This window comes from Paracoccus sp. Z118, from assembly GCF_019061185.1.
Lineage (GTDB): Bacteria > Pseudomonadota > Alphaproteobacteria > Rhodobacterales > Rhodobacteraceae > Paracoccus.
The window spans coordinates 1-20,892 of the sequence record NZ_JAHQZU010000023.1; the positions used below are offsets into that span (position 1 = coordinate 1).

Sequence of the window (20,892 nt, forward strand, 5' to 3'; positions counted from 1 at the left end):
CGCGCGGCCTCCTACACCAACCGCTGGGACACTGCCTAGCCTCTTACCCCGCTGTATTGCATGTTCTTCCCCGCTCGTCGCGAAACCCTCCCCTCTTACCTGTCTAGGCTCGCCGCTTCGAGAGGCGTCACACCGCCGGACCTGAGCTATGACTTGGGAGTGTCGTTTCGGCGCGTGCTCAATCAGGATCCCGATGCCGTCGGCCGGTTGGCAGCCTGGACCGGTTTGACGGCAGTTCATCTGGCTGAGCTTCTGTCATGGACCGGGGAACCGATCGGCGACGTCAGGATGCGCTTTCGTGGCGAGACTTTCGTCTCTCGCGCACTCCGGAACCCGGTCCTGCGAGGCTGTCCCGACTGCTTGCGCCAAGACGCAGCCGTTCCGCCTCGCTCACTCGAGGCGATGTCGCTGAGGGGGGACTGGCAGCTGCGCGAAGTCGCGATGTGTGTCTGCCACAAGCGGCCGCTGTCCGTTCCTTGGAGCGTTGACACGCCCGACAAGCGACATGACGTCAGAGCGCGCCTGGCGGAAGTGATGGATGCCCTCGATTCGGGGCAGCTCGATCTGCCGTGCGAAGAGCTTACCCCCTATGATCTCTGGCTGGACCGGCGCCTCAAGGATGGCACGGACGAGACATTCCTCGGGGCGCGTTCCCTTTATGCCGCGACGACGATCTGCCGGATTCTCGGAGGAGAACTCCTGCGCCTTCAGGATGTGCAGGAGGACAACCCGCGCAGGCGGCTGCGTCCGGCCCAAGCGGCCGGCTTCGAAGTGATCAGCCAGGGAAACGCTGTGTTTCGCTCGGCCCTCGACCTGCTTGCGGCAGATGCCACCGGGTCTCTCGACGAGCTGCCAAAAGCTTTCGGAGAGCTGTTCGTCAAGCTGGATGTCGATTACAGGGACGAGAAGGCTTCCTTTCCCTTTCGCCGGATTCTTCGCAACTGCATTCTAGACGTCGGGCCGATCGGCCCGGGCGAGAAGCTTCTCGGCAAGGCTGTCGCAACGAGACGTCTGCATTCCGTCAGGACCGCCGCGCGCGAGGCTCGTGTTCCTGAACGACTTATGAAGAAGTTCCTGGTCGAGGCCGGCGCCGTTGACGCTGACGGCACCCGGCCGGATAGCCGAAATACCTTTGACGCCGAGCCCTACGGACAGCTCCTGGATGACATACCGATGCTGGTCGGGCCGAAAGCAATGTGCGCCGCGATCGGGTGCACCCGGGGTGAATTGCAGACGCTGGAACATGACGGTGTCCTGACGCCGCGGATACGGATCGCCACGACCAAATCCCGCTGGCTCGTTGCGGATGGCCTCGCGCTTCTGTCCGAACTCGACGCGCTCTCCGTCAAGAATGCCGTCCACGACGAAGATGGCTGGGAGCAGATCCATTCCGTGCAGGTGCGGAAGGGAATACCGGTCGGCCAGATCATTGCCGCGATTCGCGCCGGAGCAGTCCGGGTCAGAAGAGCGGTAGGACGCACCGGTTATGGAAGTTTCCAGGTCTCGGAGGCCGACGTCACGCGCTTGATCCAAGCTACGCCCGCCTTTGCCGCCCCTCGCACAGCTGTGCTCTCGCTCGCCGCGTTCGGTCGCAGCATGGGGCTCCGCGATGGCCGAGCCCTGCGCGCACTTGCCGAGGCAGGACATATCCAAGCGGTCAAGCAACTGAACCCCGCGACCCATCGCATGCAGTTCAACGTGACAGACGAGGACGTCGAGGCCTTCCACCGGACATTCCTGACCCCCGCATCGATCGGGACCGAGGTCGGACTGGACTGGCATAGCGCACGGGCAGTTCTGAAGGCAGGTGGTGTGAAGCCCTTCTCACCGGACGGACGCAACTACGGCAGCATCTACCTCCGCCGAGAAGCCAAACACTGCCTGGTGTCCCGTTCGTCGCAATCGTGAGCGGAGGCGCCTAACTGAGGACGGAATGCGTCAGGCGCTCCGCATCGAATATTCCCGCGCTACAACAGCAGTTACTTATATTCCATGTTCAGCATTGAAGATTTCTCTTGACAGGGGGTGTGCACGAAAACGCCAAAACGTGCACGGTTATGCCGAATCTACACATTATTATAGCCATGGTGACCCCGACAGGACTTGAACCTGTAACCTGCCCCTTAGGAGGGGGCTGCTCTATCCAGTTGAGCCACGGGGCCGCCGGGGGAGAGTAGTGCCTGCGCGGGCGGCGTTTGGCAAGCTTGCCGCGCGCATTGTCATGCGCTAACGCAGGACTCCGTGACCTTGATGGCATCCCCATGACGATCCAGAGACCCCGGCGTTCCCTGACCCTGCGCGACGTCTCGGATGCGGCGGGGGTCAGCGAGATGACCGTCAGCCGGGTGCTGCGCAATCGTGGCGATGTCTCTCCCGCCACGCGCGAGAAGGTGCTGACGGCGGCGCGCTCGCTCGGCTACGTGCCGAACAAGATCGCAGGCGGGCTGGCGAGTCAGCGGGTAAACCTCGTGGCCGTGGTCATCCCGTCGCTGTCGAACCTCGTCTTTCCCGACGTGCTGGGCGGGATTTCCGCCGAGCTGGAGGATACCGGGCTGCAACCCGTGGTGGGCGTCACGAACTACGCCCCCGCGCGGGAAGAAGCGGTGCTTTACGACATGCTGAGCTGGCGGCCCTCGGGCGTGATCCTCGCCGGGCTGGAGCATAGCCGCGCCTCGCGGGCGATGCTTCAGAACGCCAATATCCCGATCGTCGAGATCATGGACGTGGACGGCACGCCGATCGACACGGCGGTCGGCATCAGCCACGGCCGCGCCGGGCGCGAGATGGCGGCCGCGATCCTGCGGGCCGGCTATCGGCGGATCGGCTTCATCGGCACCCACATGCCCGAGGATCACCGCGCCCGCAAACGGCTCGCCGGGTTCGAGGCGGCCTTGGCCGAACAGGGCGTGCAGCTTGCGGCGCGCGAGTTCTATCAGGGCGGCTCGTCGCTGGCGAAGGGGCGCGAGCTGACCGAACGCATCCTCGCCCGCGAGCCGGATCTGGATTTCCTGTATTATTCCAACGACATCATCGGTGCCGGCGGGCTGATCTGGGCGCGCGAGCAGGGTTTCGATATTCCGGGGCGGCTGGGACTGGCCGGGTTCAACGGGGTGGACCTGCTGGACGGTCTGCCGGTGCGGCTGGCCACCACCGACGCGCGGCGGCTGGATATCGGCCGGCGGGCGGCGCGGATCGTCGCGGGGCGGGACCCCCGCCCGGATGGCGGGGTGGTCGCGCTGGCCCCGACCTTCCTGCCGGGCGACACCATCCGGCTGGCCTAGCCGCTACTCGGTCCAGTCGATCGTCACGCGGGTCTCGCGGATCACCCGGCGCAGGCGGGCGCGGGTTTCGGGCGCTTCCGTGGCGACGGCGCGCAGCATCGCCCGCATGTCGCCGCGCATCCCGTTGAGCTGGTCGATCAGCGACATGACCAGCGCAAGCCCGTCGCCGTCCAGATCGTAGCACGCCTCGATCTCAAGGATCAGCCGCAGCCGCGCCACGTCGATGTCGCGGAACAACGGGCCGCGTTCCGAATGGACCGGCTGGACGACGCCGGCGCGGATCAGCGCGTCGAGCTCGCCCTCGGTCAGGTCGGGAACGGCGGTCAGGATTTCATCCCGCGACATCGGCGGCTGCCGGGTCTCGTGCTCGGCCGGGTCCGTCATCATGCACCCCCCTTGCGTGGATCATAGGCGTGGTCTTCTCGCCAGCGGGTGATGAACTGCGCCAGTTCGTCGTCGATGCGCGGCGGCATGACGATCTTCAGCTCGACATGATGGTCGCCGCGTGTCCCGTTCGCGCGCTTGAGGCCGCGCCCGCGCAGCCGCAGCCGCTGCCCCCCGCTCGCCCCCTTCGGGACGGTCAGCATCACCGGGCCGTCGATGGTCTGTGCCTCGACCTTGCCACCCAGCACCGCCTCGTCAAGCGAGATGGCGAGCGTCGTTTCGATGTCGTCGCCATTGCGCCGCCAGTCGGGATCGTCGGCCACGCTGATCGTCAGCAGCGCGTCGCCGGGCTGGCCGTTGCCCATGCCGGGACCGCCCTTGCCGCGCAGCCGGATGGTCTGGCCGTCGCGGGTGCCGGCGGGAATCTGCACGTCGAGCGCGTGACCGTCAGGCAACGTGATCCGGGTGGTGCCGCCCCGCGCGGCGGTCATGAAGTCCACTTCCAGATTGTAGCGGTGATCGGCGCCGCGCATGTCGAAGCTCCCCGCGCCGCCGGACCAGCGGCCCCCGGCGCGGCCCGCCCGAGCCTCGGCCCGCCCGCCGAAGAGATCCTCGAACACGTCCGAGAAATCGCCGTAATTCGCCTGCCCGCGATGGGGTCCGGTATAGGGATTGTCGCCAGCTTCCGCGAAATCGCGGTAATAGCGCCGCTGCGGACGTTCCTGCCCCTGGGCGTCGATCTCGCCCCGGTCGAAGCGGGCGCGCTGCTCGGGGTCCTTCAGCAGGTCATAGGCGGCGGCGGCGGCCTTGAAGCGGTCCTGCGCCGCCGGATCGCTGTTGAGATCGGGGTGATCCGTCTTGGCGATCCGCCGATATGCCTTCTTGATCTCGGCATCGCTGGCCGTCTTGGCCACCCCCAGCGCGGCATAGGGATCGTCCGCCATTCTCGACCTCGCGTGCAAACCTGAACTGGAACGTAGTCAACGCCAGTTCGGATGCAAGCGGACAGCCGGGCGGCGCGTCACCCTGCTCTGTTCCGGCCCACGCGGGGGCTTGATTTTGCGCGAAACTGACGTCCTGATCCCGCTGCCGGATCGCACCATCGCTCTCGGGGGAGGGGATGTCACGGATGAACGATGCCAGGGTCGAAGTCGCCACCGTCGCCTCGATTCCATCGGGCGGCTATGACCGCCGCAGCCGGAAATCGCTCGGCATGGGCTACCTGGCCCATCCCGATGGCATGCTGCGCCAGAGCCGCTTTCAGGTCGAAATCACCTGCGAGCGGCATGACGTGTTCGCCAGCTAGGCCCGTGGTTCGATCTGAAAGGGCGAGCGGATCAAGGCGCGAGCGGCGCCATTCACATCAAAAAGGAAACGACCCGATGGATTCCGACATCTCTCTCCAATCCCGCATCATCCACATCAAGGCGCCCTCGCGCGACGCGGCGACGGACAGCGGCGCCATCGAGGCGACGGTGAAGGAAATCCTCGCCGCGGTCGCCGCGCGGGGCGATGCGGCGGTCCGGGACTATTCCAGGCGGTTCGACGCCGCCGATCTGGACCGCCTCGAAGTCTCGCCCGAGGAGCGTGAGGCGGCGGTCGCGGCGCTGGACCCGCAGACACGCGCCGACACGCAGTTCGCCATCGACAACGTCACCGCCTTCGCCAAGGCGCAGCTTGGCACCATCCTGCCGCTGGAGGTTCAGATCCTGCCGGGCGTCCATCTGGGCCACCGCGTGATCCCCATCGAGCGGGTCGGGGCTTACGTGCCGGGCGGGCGCTATCCGCTGCTGTCCGCACCGGTGATGACCATCGTTCCCGCGCGGGTCGCGGGCGTGCGCGAGGTGATCGCCTGCCTGCCCCCCAACGCGCATCCCGCGATGATCGCCGGGTGCCACATGGCCGGGGCCGACCGCATCTTCCGGGTCGGCGGGGCGCAGGCGATCGCCGCGATGGCCCACGGCACCGAGACGATCCCGAAGGTGGACAAGATCGTCGGCCCTGGCAACGCCTATGTGAACGAGGCAAAGCGGCAGGTCTTCGGGCCGGTCGGCATCGACCAGCTCGCCGGCCCGAGCGAGATCTACACCCTCGCCGACGAGACCGGGGACGCGCGCATGATCGCCACCGACCTGCTCGCGCAGGCCGAGCATGACGTGCGAACGCGCGTCGGCCTCATCACCACCGACCGGGCGCTGGCCGAGGCGGTGCTGGCCGAGATCGAGCGCCAGTTGCCGGACCTGCCCACCGGCGAGGTCGCGGGCGCGGCCTGGCGCGATTATGGCGAGATCGCGCTGGTCCCGGACGAGGAGACGATGATCGCCTGTTCCGACCAGATCGCCGCCGAGCATCTTCAGGTCCACACGAAGGATGCACAGGGCCTCGCACTGAAGCTGTCGAGCTATGGATCGCTGTTCATCGGCGAGAACGCGTCGGTCGTCTATTCCGACAAGTGCATCGGCACCAACCACACGCTGCCCACGATGGCGGCGGCGCGCTATACCGGCGGGCTGTGGGTCGGCGCCTATGTGAAGGTCTGCACGTATCAGTGGATCGAGGATGCGGCGCTTGCCACCATAGCCATGCCCGCCATCCGGCAGAGCGCGTCGGAGGGGCTGGAAGGCCACCGCCGGGCGGCGGCATTCCGACTGGAACGGAACTGAGATTGTCGATCAAGACGCTTGTTCTGATGCAAAACTCCGTTCTAGTCTCTGCGCACAGGGGGGAAATAAACATGAAAAACACCAAGCCTATGAGGAAGCTCGGCCGAGGTCTGGCCATCGGTGCGGCGGCGCTCGCGCTCGCCGGCACGGCGGCGCAGGCCCGCGATCTCACGGTCGCGTCCTTCGGCGGCACCTTCCAGGACGCGCAGCGCGAGTTGTTCTTCAAGCCGTTCGCGGAACAGACCGGCAAGCCGCTGCTGGAGGAAAGCTGGGACAGCGGCTACGGCGTGCTGCAGGCCAAGGTCCGCGCCGGCCAGCCCAACTGGGACGTGGTGCAGGTCGAGGCCGAGGAACTGGCGCTCGGCTGCGCCGACGGCATCTATGAGCCGCTGGACTGGGAAAAACTCGGCGGGCAGGATTCCTATATTCCCGGCGGCGCGTCGGATTGCGGCGCGGGCCATATCGTCTGGTCGGTCGCCATCGGCTATGACGGCAACCGCATCACCGGCGAGGGTCCGCAGGGCTGGGCCGATTTCTGGGACACCGAGAAGTTTCCGGGCAAGCGCGCCATGCGCAAGACGGTGAAATACGCGCTGGAAGCGGCGCTGATGGCCGATGGCGTCGAACCGGCCGAGGTCTATGACGTGCTGGCGACGCCCGAAGGGGTGGACCGCGCCTTCGCCAAGCTGGACGAGCTGAAGCCGGACCTGATCTGGTGGGAAGCCGGGGCGCAGCCGCTGTCGATGCTGCAGACGGGCGACGTGGTGATGTCCAGCGTCTATAACGGCCGCATCACCGGGCTGAACCGCTCCGAGGGGACGAACCTCAAGGTGGTCTGGCCGCAGTCGATGTATGCGGTGGACAGCTGGGTGATCCTCGCCGGGGCCGAGAACGCCGAGGCAGGCATGGACTTCATCGCCTTCACCCAGTCGCCCGAGCGTCTGTCGCGCATTCCCGAGTTCGTGGCCTACGGTCTTCCGGTGATCGCGGCGGCCGAGATGGTGCCCGACGAACTGGCCGTGGACCTGCCGACCCATCCGGCCAACCTCGAAGTCGCGATCCCGCTGGATGTCGATTTCTGGACCGACAACTCCGAAGAGCTGACCGAGCGCTTCAACGCCTGGATCGCGCAGTAACCCGAAGGAAAGCCGCCGGTAAAACGGCGGCTTTTCCGCCTGCGCCAAGAATGAATGCCGGGAGCCCGCCCGCCACGGCGCAGGGCACCCGAACCCAGTGCACCGGGGGGCTTGTGGCCGACGATTTCATCAGTTTTTCCAAGGTCACGAAGGATTTCGGCTCGCTCCGGGTGGTCGAGGATCTGGAACTCGACATCGCGCAAGGCGAGTTCGTCAGCCTGCTCGGCCCCTCCGGCTCGGGCAAGACGACGCTGCTGATGATGCTGGCCGGGTTCGAGACCGTCACCGGGGGCGAGATCCGGCTGGACGGACAGCGGATCAACGACCTGCCCACCTACAAGCGCGACATGGGCGTGGTGTTCCAGAACTACGCCCTGTTCCCGCATATGACGGCGGCGAAGAACGTCGCCTTTCCGCTGGAAATGCGCGGAACCCCCAGGGCCGAGGTGGCCGACCGGGTGGCCCGCGCGCTGGAGATGGTCAAGCTCGGCCCCTTCGCGGGCCGGCTGCCGATCCAGCTTTCGGGCGGGCAGCAGCAGCGCGTGGCGCTGGCCCGCGCGCTGGTGTTCGAGCCGCGCGTGGTGCTGATGGACGAGCCGCTGGGCGCGCTCGACAAGCAGCTGCGCGAGCAGATGCAGCTCGACATCCGCGAGCTGCATCACCGGCTGGGGCTGACGATCATCTTCGTGACCCACGATCAGGACGAGGCGCTGACCATGTCCGACCGGATCGCCGTCTTCAATCAGGGGCAGATCCAGCAATGCGCCCCGCCGCGCCACGTCTATGACAGCCCGGCCAACCGCTTCGTGGCCGAGTTCATCGGCGAGACCAACCTGCTTGCCGGCAAGGTGCGCGCCATCGACGGGCGCGCCATCACCTTCGCCCTGCCCGATGGCAGCATCTGCCGGGCCCGCGGGGTGCCCGGCCTTGCGCCGGGGGCCGAGGCGCTGCTGTCCCTGCGCCCCGAGCGGATCGGGATCGGCGCCGCCGATGCCGCCATCGACGGGCCGAACATCGCCCGCGGCGAGATCGCGGACATCATCTATCAGGGCGACCATCTGCGCGTCGTGATCGACAGCAGCGTCGGGCGGCTGGTCGCGCAGCTTGGCCGCAAGGATGCCGAATGGACGCCCGGCGCGAAGGTGGCGGTCAGCTTCGACGAGGCGGACGGCTGGGTCATCGCGCCATGAACCGCCTGTCGCGCCCCCGCGCCTTCCTGCTGATGTCGCCGCTGCTGCTGTTCCTCGGCCTGTTCTTCGTCTGGCCGCTCGTCTCGGTCATCTGGCAGGCCGTGTCGGACCCGGCGATTTCCCGCGTCCTGCCGCGAACCGCGGCCGAGATCGGCGGCTGGGGTGGCGAGGGCGTCCCGTCCGACGAGGTTCAGGCCGCGTTCCGCGAAGACATCGTCGCCAATACGGACGACATGGCGATGGGCGACGTGACGCGGCGGCTCAACTCGTCGCAATCGGGCTTTCGCTCGCTGATGGGCAAGACCGTCCGCGAGGTGCGCGAGACCCCGGACATCGCGCTGATCGAGATCGACGACCGCTGGGGCGAGACCGCCTTCTGGAAGGCGATCCAGGACAACGCCTCGCCCTATACCGACGCCTTCCTGCTGTCGGCGCTGGACCTGCAACGGGCCGGCAGCGGCGAGATCGAGGCGATGCCCGCCGGCTCGTCCGCGAACCGGACCATCATCCTGCGCACGCTGTGGATATCGGCCATCGTGACGCTGTGCTGCCTGCTGATCGGCCTGCCCTATGCGATGATTGCGGCGTCGGTGACGGGGTGGAAACGGGCGGTGATGATCGCCGCCGTTCTGCTGCCGCTGTGGACCTCGCTTCTGGTGCGGACGGCGGCGTGGATGATCATCCTGCAGGAAAGCGGCATCATCAACCAGGTGCTGATGGGAATCGGCATCATCTCGGACCCGCTGGTGCTGATCTACAACCGGGCCGGCGTAGTCATCGCCATGACCCATGTGCTGCTGCCGTTCATGGTGCTGCCGATCTATTCGGTGCTGCTGACCGTTCCCGGCAACCTGATGAGCGCCGCCGCATCGCTCGGGGCGCATCCCGTCCGCGCCTTCCTGCGGGTGCTGCTGCCGCTGTCGCTGCGGGGCATGATCTCGGGGATGCTGCTCGTCTTCATGTCGTCGATCGGCTACTACATCACCCCCGCGCTGGTCGGCGGCGCGTCGGACCAGATGATCTCGTCGGTCATCGCCTTCTACGCCACCCAATCCGCGAACTGGAGCATGGCGGCCGCGCTCGGCCTGATTCTGCTGGTGCTGACGCTGCTGCTTTACGCGCTCTACAACCGGCTCTCGCGCGATCCGGTCCCGACGAGGTGACGCGGGCATGAAACTCGCCAGGGCCATATACGCCGCGCTGATCATCTTCTTCCTGGTCGCGCCGCTGCTCGTCATCCTGCCGCTCGCCTTCACGTCGAGCGCGTTCCTGACCTATCCGATTCCGTCGTTCTCGCTGCGCTGGTTCGAGGAGCTGGTGGTCAGAAGCGTCTGGAGCCGGGCGATCCTGAACAGCCTCATCATCGCCGGCAGCACGACCGTGTTGGCGACGGCGCTGGGAACGCTGGCGGCGCTGGGTCTGCGGTCGCTCGGGCTGGGGCTGAGGGGGCAGATCCAGACCCTGTTCCTGCTGCCGATGGTGGTGCCCGCCGTGGTGCTGGGCGTCGGCATGCAGGCGATATTCGTGCGGGTGGGGATCAACTCGACCTATTTCTCGGTCATCGCGGCCCATACCGTGATCGCCATTCCCTTCGTGCTGATTTCGGTTTCCGGCGCGCTGGCGGGGATCGACCCACGGGTCGAGCGTGCCGCCGAAAGCCTCGGCGCGTCGCCGCCCCGCGTATTTGCCCTCGTGACGCTGCCGTTGGCGATGCCGGGCGTCCTGTCCGGCGCGGCGCTGGCCTTCGCCACATCGCTGGACGAGGTGGTGCTGACGCTGTTCGTCGCCGGCCCGAACCAGCGGACGCTGGCGCGGCAGATGTTCTCGTCCCTGCGCGAGAATATCAGCCCCGCCATCGCCTCGGCCGCCTTCATCATCATCGTCGGCACGGTGCTGGTCGCGGCCGCGCTGCTTCTGCTGCGCCGCAAGCGGGCCTGACGCAGATGCGGACGATCTATCTCGCCGGCCCCGAGGTGTTCCTTGCCGAGCCAGCGCGGTCATGGCCCGCCTGACCCGCTTCACCAGACCGTTTACCAGCGAAAGACCCGCGCATCCTGCGACGCGCGGGAAGGTTTATGCTGCTCAGGGTTCTTCTCGCCATATCCCGGAAAAGGGATCTCGCTCGCGGGGAGCACCTTCCCCCCGCGCTGGATGATGGGGGCGCAACCCTGCGCCCCGACCCGATCTCTCAGCTGCAGCCGCTCGTGCCGCCGCAGGTGTTGCACTTCATGCAGGTGCCGTTGCGGACCAGCGTGTAGTTGCCGCATTCGCCGCAGGGATCGCCCTCGTAGCCCTGCATCTTCGCCTTGGCGCGGGCGTCCATGGACAGCGTGGCGACCTCGACGGCGCTTGTCTGGAACACCGCCGCGCCCTCGGCCATGCCCGAGGTCATCGCCACCGCCGACGCGCCGCCCTGCAGCACCACCAGTTCCTGCGGCAGACGCTTGCGCAGATAGCCGGTCGAGCTGATCTGGCGCAGCATCTCCAGCGAGCGGGACTTCTCCTCGCCCGCCGGCGCGACGTTGCGGGCCTCGGCCACGCCGCCGCCGAGGCTGTCGAAGCTGGTGCCGTTGGGCTTCACATGCGCAAGGTCGGTGCGGTCCAGATACGACACCGCCAGTTCCCGGAAGATGTAGTCCAGGATCGAGGTCGCGTTCTTGATCGAGTCGTTGCCCTGCACCATCCCGGCAGGCTCGAACCGGGTGAAGGTGAAGGCGTCCACGAACTCCTCCAGCGGGACGCCGTATTGCAGGCCCACCGACACGGCGATGGCGAAGTTGTTCATCATCGCCCGGAAGCCCGCGCCTTCCTTGTGCATGTCGATGAAGATCTCACCAAGCTTGCCGTCGTCGTATTCGCCGGTGCGCAGATAGACCTTGTGGCCGCCGATCAGCGCCTTCTGGGTATAGCCCTTGCGGCGGGACGGCAGCTTTTCGCGGTGGCTGCGCACGGCTTCCTTGACGATGATCCGCTCGACGATCTTCTCGGCGATGACCGCGGCCTTTTCGTGGGCGTTGCCGGTTTCCAGCACCTCGGCCGCCTCGTCGTCATCCTCGACCAGCGCCGAAGCCAGCGGCTGCGACAGCTTGGACCCGTCGCGGTAGAGCGCGTTGGCCTTGATGCCGAGCGACCACGACAGCTCATATGCAGCCAGCGCGTCCTCGATCGTGGCCGTGTTCGGCATGTTGATCGTCTTGGAGATCGCGCCCGAGATGAAGCTCTGCGCCGCCGCCATCATGCGGATGTGGCTGTCCACCGACAGGTAGCGGGTGCCGGTCTTGCCGCAGGCATTGGCGCAGTCGAAGACCGCGTAATGCTCGGGCGAGAGGTGCGGCGCGCCTTCCAGCGTCATGGTCCCGCAGACATGGTCGTTCGCAGCGTCGATCTGCGCCTTGGTGAAACCGAGATGCCGCAGCAGGTCGAAGGACGGATCGTTCAGCTTCCCGGCGGGGATGCCGAGCGTGCCCTTGCAGAACTCCTCGCCCAGCGTCCACTGGTTGAAGACGAAGCGGATATCGAAAGCCGAGGCGAGCGCCGCATCCACCTTTTCCAGCTCGCGCGGGCCGAAGCCGTGGCCGACCAGCGCGGCGTGGTTGATGCCGGGGCAGTTGCCCAAGGATGCGTGGCCCACAGCGTAAGCCACGATCTCCTCGATCTGGGCCGAGGGGTAGCCGAGCGTTTCCAGCGCCGCAGGCACCGACTGGTTGATGATCTTGAAATAGCCGCCGCCGGCCAGCTTCTTGAACTTGACCAGCGCGAAGTCGGGCTCGATTCCCGTGGTGTCGCAGTCCATCACCAGACCGATGGTGCCGGTCGGGGCGATTACGGAAACCTGCGCGTTGCGGAAGCCGTGCTCCTCGCCCAGCGTCAGCGCCTCGTCCCACGCCGCCTGCGCCATCTGCGCCAGCCGCGGGTCGGGGCAGTTCTCGACGTCCAGCTCCACCGGGGCGACGTTCACGCCGACATAGGCACCGGTTCCGTGCGCCGCCGCGCGGTGGTTGCCGATCACCCGCAGCATGGCGTCGGCGTTCCGGGCATAGCCGGGGAACGGGCCAAGCTCGCCCGCCATCTCGGCCGAGGTCGCGTAGGAAACGCCCGTCATCAGCGCGGTCAACGCGCCGCACAGCGCCCGGCCCTCATCGCTGTCATAGGATAGGCCGAGGTTCATCAGCAGCCCGCCGATATTGGCGTAGCCGAGGCCCAGCGTGCGGAAATCGTAGCTGCGCTGCGCGATCTCCTTCGAGGGGAACTGCGCCATCAGCACGCTGATCTCCAGCGTGACGGTCCAGAGGCGGGTGGCATGGACATAACCGTCAGCATCGAACTTGCCGTCCGAAAGGAAGGTCAGCAGGTTCATCGACGCGAGATTGCAGGCCGTGTCGTCCAGGAACATGTATTCCGAGCAGGGGTTCGAGCCGCGGATCGGCCCGTCCGCCGGGCAGGTATGCCAGGCGTTCACCGTGTCGTGGAACTGGATGCCGGGGTCGGCGCAGGCCCAGGCGGCATGGCCGATCTGGTCCCACAGCTCGCGCGCCTTGACGGTCCTGGCGGTCTTGCCATCGGTGCGGCGGATCAGCGCCCAGTCGGCATCCTCGCGCACCGCCTTGAGGAAGGCGTCGGTGACCCGGACCGAGTTGTTCGAGTTCTGGCCCGAAACGCTTGCGTAGGCTTCCGAGTCCCAGTCAGTATCGTAGGTCGGGAACTCGATCGAATCAAAGCCTTGGCGGGCATATTGCAGAACCCGGTTGATGTAGGTTTCGGGGATCATCGCCTTCTTGGCGCTGCGGATCGCGGTCTTCAGCGCAGCGTTCTTGGCAGGGTCGGTCGCGCCCTCCGCAACCCCGTCCCACTGGCGGATGGCGGCGAAGATCTCGTTCAGCTTCGCCTCGTGCTGCTTCGACCCGGCGACCAGCGAGGCGACCTTCTGCTCCTCGATGACCTTCCAGTTGATGAACGCCTCGATATCGGGGTGATCCATGTCGCAGATCACCATCTTGGCCGCGCGGCGCGTGGTGCCGCCCGACTTGATCGCGCCCGCCGCGCGGTCGCCGATCTTCAGGAAGCCCATCAGCCCCGAGGATTTGCCGCCGCCCGACAGTTTCTCGCCCTCGCCGCGCAGCGACGAGAAGTTGGTGCCGGTGCCCGAGCCATACTTGAACAGCCGCGCTTCCCGGACCCACAGGTCCATGATGCCGCCCTCGTTCACCAGATCATCCGAAACGGACTGGATGAAGCAGGCATGCGGCTGGGGATGCTCATAGGCCGAGTCCGACTTGACCAGCTTGCCGGTCTGGAAATCGACGTAGAAATGACCCTGGCTCGGCCCGTCGATGCCATAGGCCCAATGCAGCCCGGTGTTGAACCACTGCGGCGAGTTCGGCGCGCCCATCTGCCGGGCGAGCATGTGGCGCATCTCGTCGTAATAGGCGCGGGCGTCGGATTCGGCGGTGAAATAGCCGCCCTTCCAGCCCCAATAGGCCCAGGCGCCGGCCAGCCGGTCGAAGACCTGCCGCGCCGAGGATTCGCCCGTGAAGCGCTGACCTTCGGGCAGCTTCGCCAGCGCCGCCTCGTCGGGGACCGAGCGCCACAGGAATTCGGGCACGCCCTTTTCGTTGACCCGCTTCAGCGCGGCGGGAACGCCGGCCTTGCGGAAGTATTTCTGCGCGATCACGTCCGAGGCGACCTGGCTCCAGCCCTCGGGGACTTCCACGGCGTCGTTGTGGAACACCACGGTGCCATCGGGATTGCGGATCTCGCTGGTCGTCCTGGTGAACGCGATGTCGCCGTAAGCGCCGCGGTCGGAGGTGGTGAAACGCCGTTCGATCTTCATGTCGCCTGTCCCGATCTGTCCATGTCCCAAGCGCCGTGGACAGTGCCTGCGGCACGGCCCGCGCCATGCCGCCGCGGCTTCCTGCCCGGCGCGTTCGTGCTGTCTGTTCCCGGGTCTGTCCACCGTCTAGGCCACGGCACTAGATTTGGTGGGTCTCAGGTCCGGCTCGCACAAGATGAACCCATGATGCTGGTGCCGCAACCTGAAAATTTGCCCGAATGGCAATCAAATGCTTTGACAACCGCAGGATGATTTGGGCGGTCTTGCCCGACTCAAATGGTTAACGGGCGGCTCCGTGCCGCGGTGGAAAACGCGTTTGCCCAAGCGGTGCACCGGCTTGGCCGCGTCATCTCACCGGCTTTCCACAGGGTTGTCCCCAGCCCGTGCGTCAGAATTTCAGCGTTTCGGCGTCCGTGACGATGGCCTCCAGCCGCTCGTCGGTGGGCTCGGCCGGGATGCCGGCAAGCTCCTGCCCCGCCCAGGCAAGGCCGATGGCGACGACGCGGCCGCCGCCCGCGCGAAGCTGGGCCAGTGTGCGGTCGTAGAAGCCGCCGCCATAGCCCAGCCGGTGCCCCTGCCGGTCAAAGCCCACCAGCGGCACGATCAGCACCTGCGGCACCATGAGTTCGGCCGTTTCCGGCGGGTGCGAGGTGCCGAAGGCCCCCGGCTCCAGCTCATCGGCGAATCGGCGGAAGATCAGCGGCGTGGCAGGCGCGACCACCACCGGCAGGCACAGCGGCCCGTCATGGGCGGCCATTGCCGGGCGCGGGTCGGCCTCGCCCCGCATCGGCCAGTAGCCCGCCAGCACCCGCCCGGCAAAAGGCGCGAGCGCCGCCGTCAGCCGCGCGTCCAGCGCCATCTGATCGCCGCCCCGCGCCCGCGCGGCCATCGCCCGCGCGCGCATCGCCGCCTTGTCGGTCACAGCAGCACCCATGTCGCCAGCCCGAGAAAGGCGAAGAACCCCATCACGTCGGTCAGCGTCGTGACGAACGTCCCCGAAGCCAGCGCCGGGTCCAGCCCCATCCGGCTGAGCAGCAGCGGGATCAGCACCCCCGCCAGCGCGGCGACGATCTGGTTCACGATCATCGCCGCCGCCAGCACCATCCCCAGCAGCGGGTCCCCGAACAGCAGGAACGCCCCCGATGCCAGCAGGATCGCCAGCCCCAGCCCGTTCAGCAGCCCCGCGAACAGCTCGCGGGTGACCACCCGGCGGGCATTGCCCTTGTTCAGGTCGCGCGTCGCCAGCCCGCGCACCGACACCGCCAGCGACTGCGTGCCGGCGATACCCCCGGTCGAGGCCACGATGGGCATCAGCGCCGCCAACGTCACCAGAGCCGCGATGGTGTTCTCGAACATCGTGATGACCATCGCCGACAGCGAGGCGGTGAACAGATTGGCCACCAGCCACGGCAAGCGTTGGCGCGCGGTCTGGAGGGCGGTGTCGCTCACGTGGCTTTCCTCGCCCACCCCGGCAAGGCGCAGCACGTCTTCCTCGTGCTCCTCGTCCAGCACGTTCATGGCGTCGTCGATGGTGATGACGCCGACCAGCCGGCCATCGGCATCGACCACCGGGGCCGAGATCAGGTGATACTGGTTGAAGGCATAGGCGACCTCGCCTTCGTCCTGCAGCACGTTGATGGTGCGGAAGCTGTCCTCGGTCAGGTCGCGCAGCCTGCGCGCGCGGGGCATCGACAGCAGCCGGCTGAGCGTGACGTAGCCGATGGGGTGGCGGCGCGGATCGACGAGGATCACGTGATAGAACTGGTCGGGCAACCACTCCTCGGACCGCATGAAGTCGATCGTCTCGCCCACCGTCCAGTGCTCCGGGGCGGTCACGACCTCGGACTGCATCAGGCGCCCGGCCGAGTATTCGGGATAGGTCAGCGACTGTTCCACCGCCGCCCGGTCGGAATGGTCCAGCGCGGCAAGGATCGTCTCGCGCCCCGGCCCCTCCAGGTCCTCGACCAGATCGACCACATCGTCGCTGTCCATCTCGCGCACGGCGTCGGACAGGACATGGGCGGGCAGCAGCGCGATCACGTCCTCGCGGATCGACTCATCGATCTCGGACAGGATCTCGCCGTCGATCTCGCGCGAATAGAGCTGGACGAACCCGGCCCGGCGCTTCGGGGTCAACTGCTCGATCAGGTCGGCGATGTCGGCGGGGTGCAGCGGCTCCAGCAGGGCGTCGAGCCGGGCGGCGTCGCCCGCATCCACCGAATCCTCGATCTCGGCGATCAGTCCGCGGGTGGGGGCGAAGTCATCCCCGGACTCGGGGTCGCGGGGGCGCGGATCGGTCATGCGGCACCTCGTGGGGTCGGAGGGGTCTGGGGTGGTTGCAAAGCCGCCTGCGGCCGCGCGCGGACCATAGCAACGCCCGGCACCGGCCCGCAACGCATCGCCGCGAGATGTCGGCGGGTGAAGGTCAGCCCGCCACGATTTCGTCGCCCGCCAGCAGCGCCATGGCCTGCCGGTGCAGTTCGGGAGTCGCGGCGGCGATCACCTGTCCGCCATGCCATGCGGGGCCGCCGGACCAGTCTGTGACGATCCCGCCCGCCGCCTCGATCACCGCCATGGGCGCGGCGATGTCATAGGCCTGCAAGCCCGCCTCGATCACCAGATCGACCTGCCCCAGCGCCAGCAGCGCGTAGGCATAGCAGTCCATCCCGTAGCGGGTCAGCCGCGCCCGCGCCGAGACGCGGCGGAACGCCTCGCTTTCCGCGGGACTGCCGATTTCGGGATAGGTGGTCATCAGCGTGGCTTCGGCAAGGCTGCGCCCCCGGCGGACGGCCAGATGCCGCACCCCGTGGGGTGAGCGGGCGCTGGCGCGGCCGAGCCCGCCCTCGAACCGCTCGCCGGTCCAGGGCTGGTCGATGAGGCCGTAAAGCGGGCAGCCGTCGCGATCCGCGACCGCGATCAGCACGCCCCAGCTCGGCGCGCCGCACAGGAAGGCGCGGGTGCCGTCGATGGGGTCCAGAACCCAGGTGAGGCTGGAGGTGCCGGGCGCCGCCCCGAACTCTTCGCCCAGAACGCCGTCAGCCGGGCGCTTGGCGGCCAGGATCGCGCGCATGGCGGATTCGCTGGCGCGGTCGGCCTGCGTGACGGGATCGTAGCCCGCCGCCGCCTTGTTGTCGGACAGAAGATCGGCGCTGCGGAAGAACGGCAGGATCGCCGCCGCCGCCGCGTCGGCCAGCTCATGCGCCACGTCGATCAGTTCGGAATGATGCTCTGCCTGCGGCTCTGCCGGAAGGAACGGATGGGTCATGGCGGCTCCGGGTTGAGGCGGGGCCACCATAGCGGCCCGCGCCCGAAGGAACCAGATGACCCTGCCGAACCCTCGTCAGGCCGCCATCTTCAGGCCGCGTGCGACAGCACCCGCGCCAGTTCGTAGATCTGGCGCCGCTGCGCCTGCGGCATCGCGAAGTAGGAGCGCATGAGTTGCAGCGCCTCCTTGTCGTTCAGCACATCGGGGGCCGGCGCGCTGACGCCATCATCGGTCAGCCCCTCGAAGAAATACGAAGGCGGCACGCTCAGCACCTCGGCGATCTCCCACAGGCGGGAGGCCGAGACGCGGTTCGCGCCGGTTTCGTATTTCTGGATCTGCTGGAACTTGATACCCACGCGTTGGGCGAGTTGCTGCTGGGTCATGCCCACCAGCCACCGGCGCTGCCGGATGCGACGCCCAACGTGAAGATCTACAGAGTGTGCCATGTCTTGAACCCGTTACAAAAGTGAAACCGCCTGCACATAGATACTGTCTGGCACATCCGATCGGGGTTGTGATCCGTAGAATGCGCCACTTGCCCAAATATACAGGTGCAACCATGAATTGTCTCGACCTCGCGCCCTCCGGCAGCCATCATGCGCTGATAATCGCCTCGAAAGGGGCCGCGCCGGCGCTGTCCGAGCAGCCGAATCAGCCGCCCGGACCTGGACAAGTGCAGGTCCGGCTGCGGGCGGCGGCGCTGAATTTCGCCGACCTGTTGATGGTTGACGGACGGTATCAGGATACTCCGCCATACCCGTTCGTCCCCGGACTGGAAGGCGCGGGCGAGATCGAGGCGCTCGGCCCCGGCATCGCCCCCGCGCTCGGGCTGGCGGTCGGACAGCGCGTTGCGGTTGCGCAGCAGGGCACGCTCGCCGAGCGGGGGATTTTCGACGCAGGGAACTGCCTGCCGATCCCCGACACGCTCGGCTGGGAGGCGGCGGCGGGCTTTCCGATCGCCTACGGCACCTCGCATCTGGCGCTGACCTCGCGCGCGAACCTGCAAGCCGGCGAGACGCTGGCCGTCCTCGGCGCGGGCGGCGGGGTCGGGCTGACGGCGGTCGAGATCGGCGCCGCGATGGGCGCCCGCGTCATCGCCATCGCCCGCGGCGGCGAAAAGCTGGCCGCCGCGCGGGCGGCAGGCGCGGCCGAGACCATCGACAGCGACGCGGCCGGTGACCTGCGCGCCGCGCTGAAGGCGCTTGGCGGCTGCGATGTCGTCTATGATCCGGTCGGCGACGCGCCCGGCCTTGCCGCCTTCGGCGCGCTGCGGCCGGGCGGGCGCTTTCTGGTCATCGGCTTCGCGGGCGGCAAGCCGCCGGTGCTGCCGCTGAACCATGCGCTCGTCAAGAACATCGCGATCCACGGCTTCTACTGGGGCGGCTACCGCAGCCTCGATCCGGCGGCGCTGCGCGGCAGCCTGCTGGCGCTGTTCGGGATGCAGGCGCGGGGCCTGCTGCGCCCGCATGTCGGGGCGGTCCTGCCGCTGACGCAGGCGGCCGAGGCCTACGCGCTGCTCAAGGACCGCAAGGTCACGGGAAAAGTCGTCCTGACGATCTGAAAACATCGTCAGCAGGGCCGATGAAAGGTTGAAACGAGGCCCCCCGCGCCTGATATTCGGGGACAACTGCGGCGCATCCGCAGACGATACGCCAGAGGGAGCTTCATATGGCCGATTACAACGCATTCCCCCGCAGCGGCACCGCTGCCGCGCGCAGTGCCGCCATCGACGAGGGCCTGCGCAGCTACATGAACAAGGTCTATTCGCTGATGAGCATCGGGATGCTCGTCACGGCGGTGACTGCGTTCGGGCTGAACCAACTGGCCATCGGCGCCGACGGCACCGCGACCGAACTGGGCCGCGCGATCTATTTCTCGCCCCTCAAATGGGTGCTGATGTTCCTGCCGCTGGTGATGGTCTTCGCCTTCGGCGCGGCGCTGAACCGCCTGTCCACCTCGGGCGCGACGCTGCTGTTCTACGCCTTCTCGGCGGCGATGGGCGCCTCGCTCAGCTGGATCTTCATCGCCTATACCAACATGTCGATCGTGCAGACCTTCGTGGCGACCGCCGCGGGTTTCGCGGGGCTGTCGATCTACGGCTACACCACCAAGCGCGACCTGACCGCCATGGGCAGGTTCCTGATGATGGGCCTGATCGGCCTGATCATCGCCTCGATCATCAACATCTTCATGGGCTCGGGCGCGATGCAGTTCGCCATCTCGACGCTCGGCGTGCTGATCTTCGCGGGGCTGACCGCCTACGACACGCAGCGGATCAAGAACACCTATCTGGAGCTGGCGGGCTCGGACAGCGAGTTCCTGGGCAAGACCGCCATCATGGGCGCGCTGACCCTGTATCTCGACTTCCTGAACCTGTTCCTGTTCCTGCTCAGCTTCATGGGCCAGCGCGAGTGATCGCGGCCTGACCCGCAGAACGACGAAAGGGCCGGCATCGCGCCGGCCCTTTTCTTTGGCGACCCCGGAAGGAATCGAACCCTCAACCTGGCGATTAGAAGTCGCCTGCTCTATCCAGTTGAGCTACGGGGCCTTGCCGGCCGCTGATTAGCGACAAACCGCCCCCCGGCGCAAGCCGCGCGGTCACAGCGTCATCGTCATGAACAGGCTGTTGGGATCGGGGCCATAGTCCTCGAACGGGCCGCATTCCACGAACCCCGCGCGGGCATAGAGCGCCCTCGCCGCCGCGAAGCTCGGCTGCACGCCGGTTTCCAGCGACACCCGCGAAAGCCCCTGCCCCCGCGCATGGTCCAGCAGCGCGGCCAGCATCAGCCGCGAAAACCCGCGCCCGCGATCCTCGGCCAGCACGTGCATCGACTTGATCTCGGCATGATCCGCCCCGATCCGCTTCAGCGCCCCCATCGCAACCGGGCGGCCCGCATCGCGCAGGACGAGGAAGGCGATTTCGGGCCGGGCCAGATCCTCGCGGGGCAGCATGTGGATGGATTCGGGCGGCGTGTCCTCGTACATCGCCAGCGCGTGACGCTGGAACAGCACGTCCAGATCGCTGGAAAGCGGGCTTTCCTGCGTGATGGTGACGGCAGTGCCGGGCACGACTGCAGACTGGATCATGGTTCACGCCCCGCCCGGAACTTCGCGGCCTCCGGCATCTTGGCGCAGAGGGCCGT

At 67.3% G+C, this 20,892-nt stretch carries 18 protein-coding genes and 2 tRNA genes; 10 read left to right on the forward strand and 10 right to left on the reverse strand.

Annotated elements, in window-relative coordinates; translation table 11 throughout:
• Positions 1-60 precede the first annotated feature (60 nt).
• Complete coding sequence (locus tag KTN05_RS14285; protein ID WP_217330080.1) at positions 61-1,908, forward strand: TniQ family protein; 1,848 nt, start codon at positions 61-63, stop codon at positions 1,906-1,908.
• Between the two features lie 177 nt (positions 1,909-2,085).
• On the opposite strand, the gene KTN05_RS14290 is transcribed toward KTN05_RS14285, so the two are convergent.
• A tRNA-Arg gene (locus KTN05_RS14290) sits at positions 2,086-2,162 on the reverse strand.
• Between the two features lie 99 nt (positions 2,163-2,261).
• Between KTN05_RS14290 and KTN05_RS14295 the strand changes: the two genes are divergently transcribed.
• Complete coding sequence (locus KTN05_RS14295; RefSeq protein WP_217330081.1) at positions 2,262-3,281, forward strand: LacI family DNA-binding transcriptional regulator; 1,020 nt, start codon at positions 2,262-2,264, stop codon at positions 3,279-3,281.
• A gap of 3 nt (positions 3,282-3,284) precedes the next feature.
• Here the strand turns inward: KTN05_RS14295 and KTN05_RS14300 are convergent, their stop codons facing one another.
• The gene (locus KTN05_RS14300) at positions 3,285-3,668 is read right to left on the reverse strand and encodes a chaperone modulator CbpM (RefSeq protein ID WP_254368234.1); all 384 of its coding nucleotides are present in this window, start codon (positions 3,666-3,668) and stop codon (positions 3,285-3,287) included.
• Entirely contained in the window at positions 3,665-4,609 is a 945-nt protein-coding gene (locus tag KTN05_RS14305; RefSeq protein ID WP_217330082.1) for a DnaJ C-terminal domain-containing protein, read from the reverse strand. The genes KTN05_RS14300 and KTN05_RS14305 overlap by 4 nt, the downstream gene beginning before the upstream one ends.
• A 185-nt stretch (positions 4,610-4,794) precedes the next feature.
• On the opposite strand from KTN05_RS14305, the gene KTN05_RS14310 reads away from it, so the two are divergent.
• From KTN05_RS14310 to KTN05_RS14335, 6 genes are all read left to right on the forward strand, one after another.
• On the forward strand, positions 4,795-4,971 hold the full coding sequence (locus tag KTN05_RS14310) for a hypothetical protein (RefSeq protein WP_217330083.1): 177 nt from the start codon (positions 4,795-4,797) through the stop codon (positions 4,969-4,971).
• A gap of 76 nt (positions 4,972-5,047) precedes the next feature.
• Complete coding sequence (gene hisD / locus KTN05_RS14315) at positions 5,048-6,328, forward strand: histidinol dehydrogenase (protein ID WP_217330084.1); 1,281 nt, start codon at positions 5,048-5,050, stop codon at positions 6,326-6,328.
• A 71-nt stretch (positions 6,329-6,399) separates the two neighbouring features.
• Positions 6,400-7,464: an ABC transporter substrate-binding protein gene (locus KTN05_RS14320; RefSeq protein WP_217330085.1), complete on the forward strand. Its 1,065-nt coding sequence runs from the start codon at positions 6,400-6,402 to the stop codon at positions 7,462-7,464.
• A gap of 50 nt (positions 7,465-7,514) precedes the next feature.
• On the forward strand, positions 7,515-8,654 hold the full coding sequence (locus KTN05_RS14325) for an ABC transporter ATP-binding protein (RefSeq protein ID WP_217330086.1): 1,140 nt from the start codon (positions 7,515-7,517) through the stop codon (positions 8,652-8,654).
• Positions 8,588-9,817: an ABC transporter permease gene (locus KTN05_RS14330; RefSeq protein ID WP_217330087.1), complete on the forward strand. Its 1,230-nt coding sequence runs from the start codon at positions 8,588-8,590 to the stop codon at positions 9,815-9,817. The genes KTN05_RS14325 and KTN05_RS14330 overlap by 67 nt, the downstream gene beginning before the upstream one ends.
• 7 nt (positions 9,818-9,824) lie before the next feature.
• Complete coding sequence (locus KTN05_RS14335; RefSeq protein ID WP_217330088.1) at positions 9,825-10,592, forward strand: ABC transporter permease; 768 nt, start codon at positions 9,825-9,827, stop codon at positions 10,590-10,592.
• A 250-nt stretch (positions 10,593-10,842) separates the two neighbouring features.
• Here the strand turns inward: KTN05_RS14335 and KTN05_RS14340 are convergent, their stop codons facing one another.
• The 5 genes from KTN05_RS14340 to KTN05_RS14360 form a co-directional block, all read right to left on the reverse strand.
• Entirely contained in the window at positions 10,843-14,484 is a 3,642-nt protein-coding gene (locus KTN05_RS14340) for a vitamin B12-dependent ribonucleotide reductase (protein WP_217330089.1), read from the reverse strand.
• Positions 14,485-14,872: 388 nt separating this feature from the next.
• A complete protein-coding gene (locus tag KTN05_RS14345; protein WP_217330090.1) occupies positions 14,873-15,418 on the reverse strand; it encodes a 5-formyltetrahydrofolate cyclo-ligase in 546 nt (181 codons plus the stop codon).
• Positions 15,403-16,785, reverse strand: coding sequence for a magnesium transporter (mgtE, locus tag KTN05_RS14350; protein WP_217330091.1), 1,383 nt, complete (start codon positions 16,783-16,785; stop codon positions 15,403-15,405). Before mgtE ends, KTN05_RS14345 begins: the two co-directional genes overlap by 16 nt.
• A 124-nt stretch (positions 16,786-16,909) precedes the next feature.
• A complete protein-coding gene (hisN, locus tag KTN05_RS14355; protein WP_217330092.1) occupies positions 16,910-17,749 on the reverse strand; it encodes a histidinol-phosphatase in 840 nt (279 codons plus the stop codon).
• An 89-nt stretch (positions 17,750-17,838) separates the two neighbouring features.
• Positions 17,839-18,195 carry a helix-turn-helix domain-containing protein gene (locus tag KTN05_RS14360; protein WP_217330093.1) on the reverse strand — a complete coding sequence of 119 codons (357 nt, stop codon included), beginning with the start codon at positions 18,193-18,195 and terminating at the stop codon, positions 17,839-17,841.
• Positions 18,196-18,308: 113 nt separating this feature from the next.
• Here KTN05_RS14360 and KTN05_RS14365 point away from each other — a divergent pair, with 113 nt between their 5' ends.
• On the forward strand, positions 18,309-19,310 hold the full coding sequence (locus KTN05_RS14365) for an NADPH:quinone oxidoreductase family protein (protein WP_217330094.1): 1,002 nt from the start codon (positions 18,309-18,311) through the stop codon (positions 19,308-19,310).
• Between the two features lie 107 nt (positions 19,311-19,417).
• Positions 19,418-20,164, forward strand: coding sequence for a Bax inhibitor-1/YccA family protein (locus KTN05_RS14370; protein WP_217330095.1), 747 nt, complete (start codon positions 19,418-19,420; stop codon positions 20,162-20,164).
• Positions 20,165-20,220: 56 nt separating this feature from the next.
• Here the strand turns inward: KTN05_RS14370 and KTN05_RS14375 are convergent.
• Positions 20,221-20,297 (reverse strand) — tRNA-Arg (locus tag KTN05_RS14375).
• A gap of 50 nt (positions 20,298-20,347) precedes the next feature.
• Entirely contained in the window at positions 20,348-20,836 is a 489-nt protein-coding gene (locus tag KTN05_RS14380; protein ID WP_217330096.1) for a GNAT family N-acetyltransferase, read from the reverse strand.
• Positions 20,837-20,892: the final 56 nt, after the last annotated feature.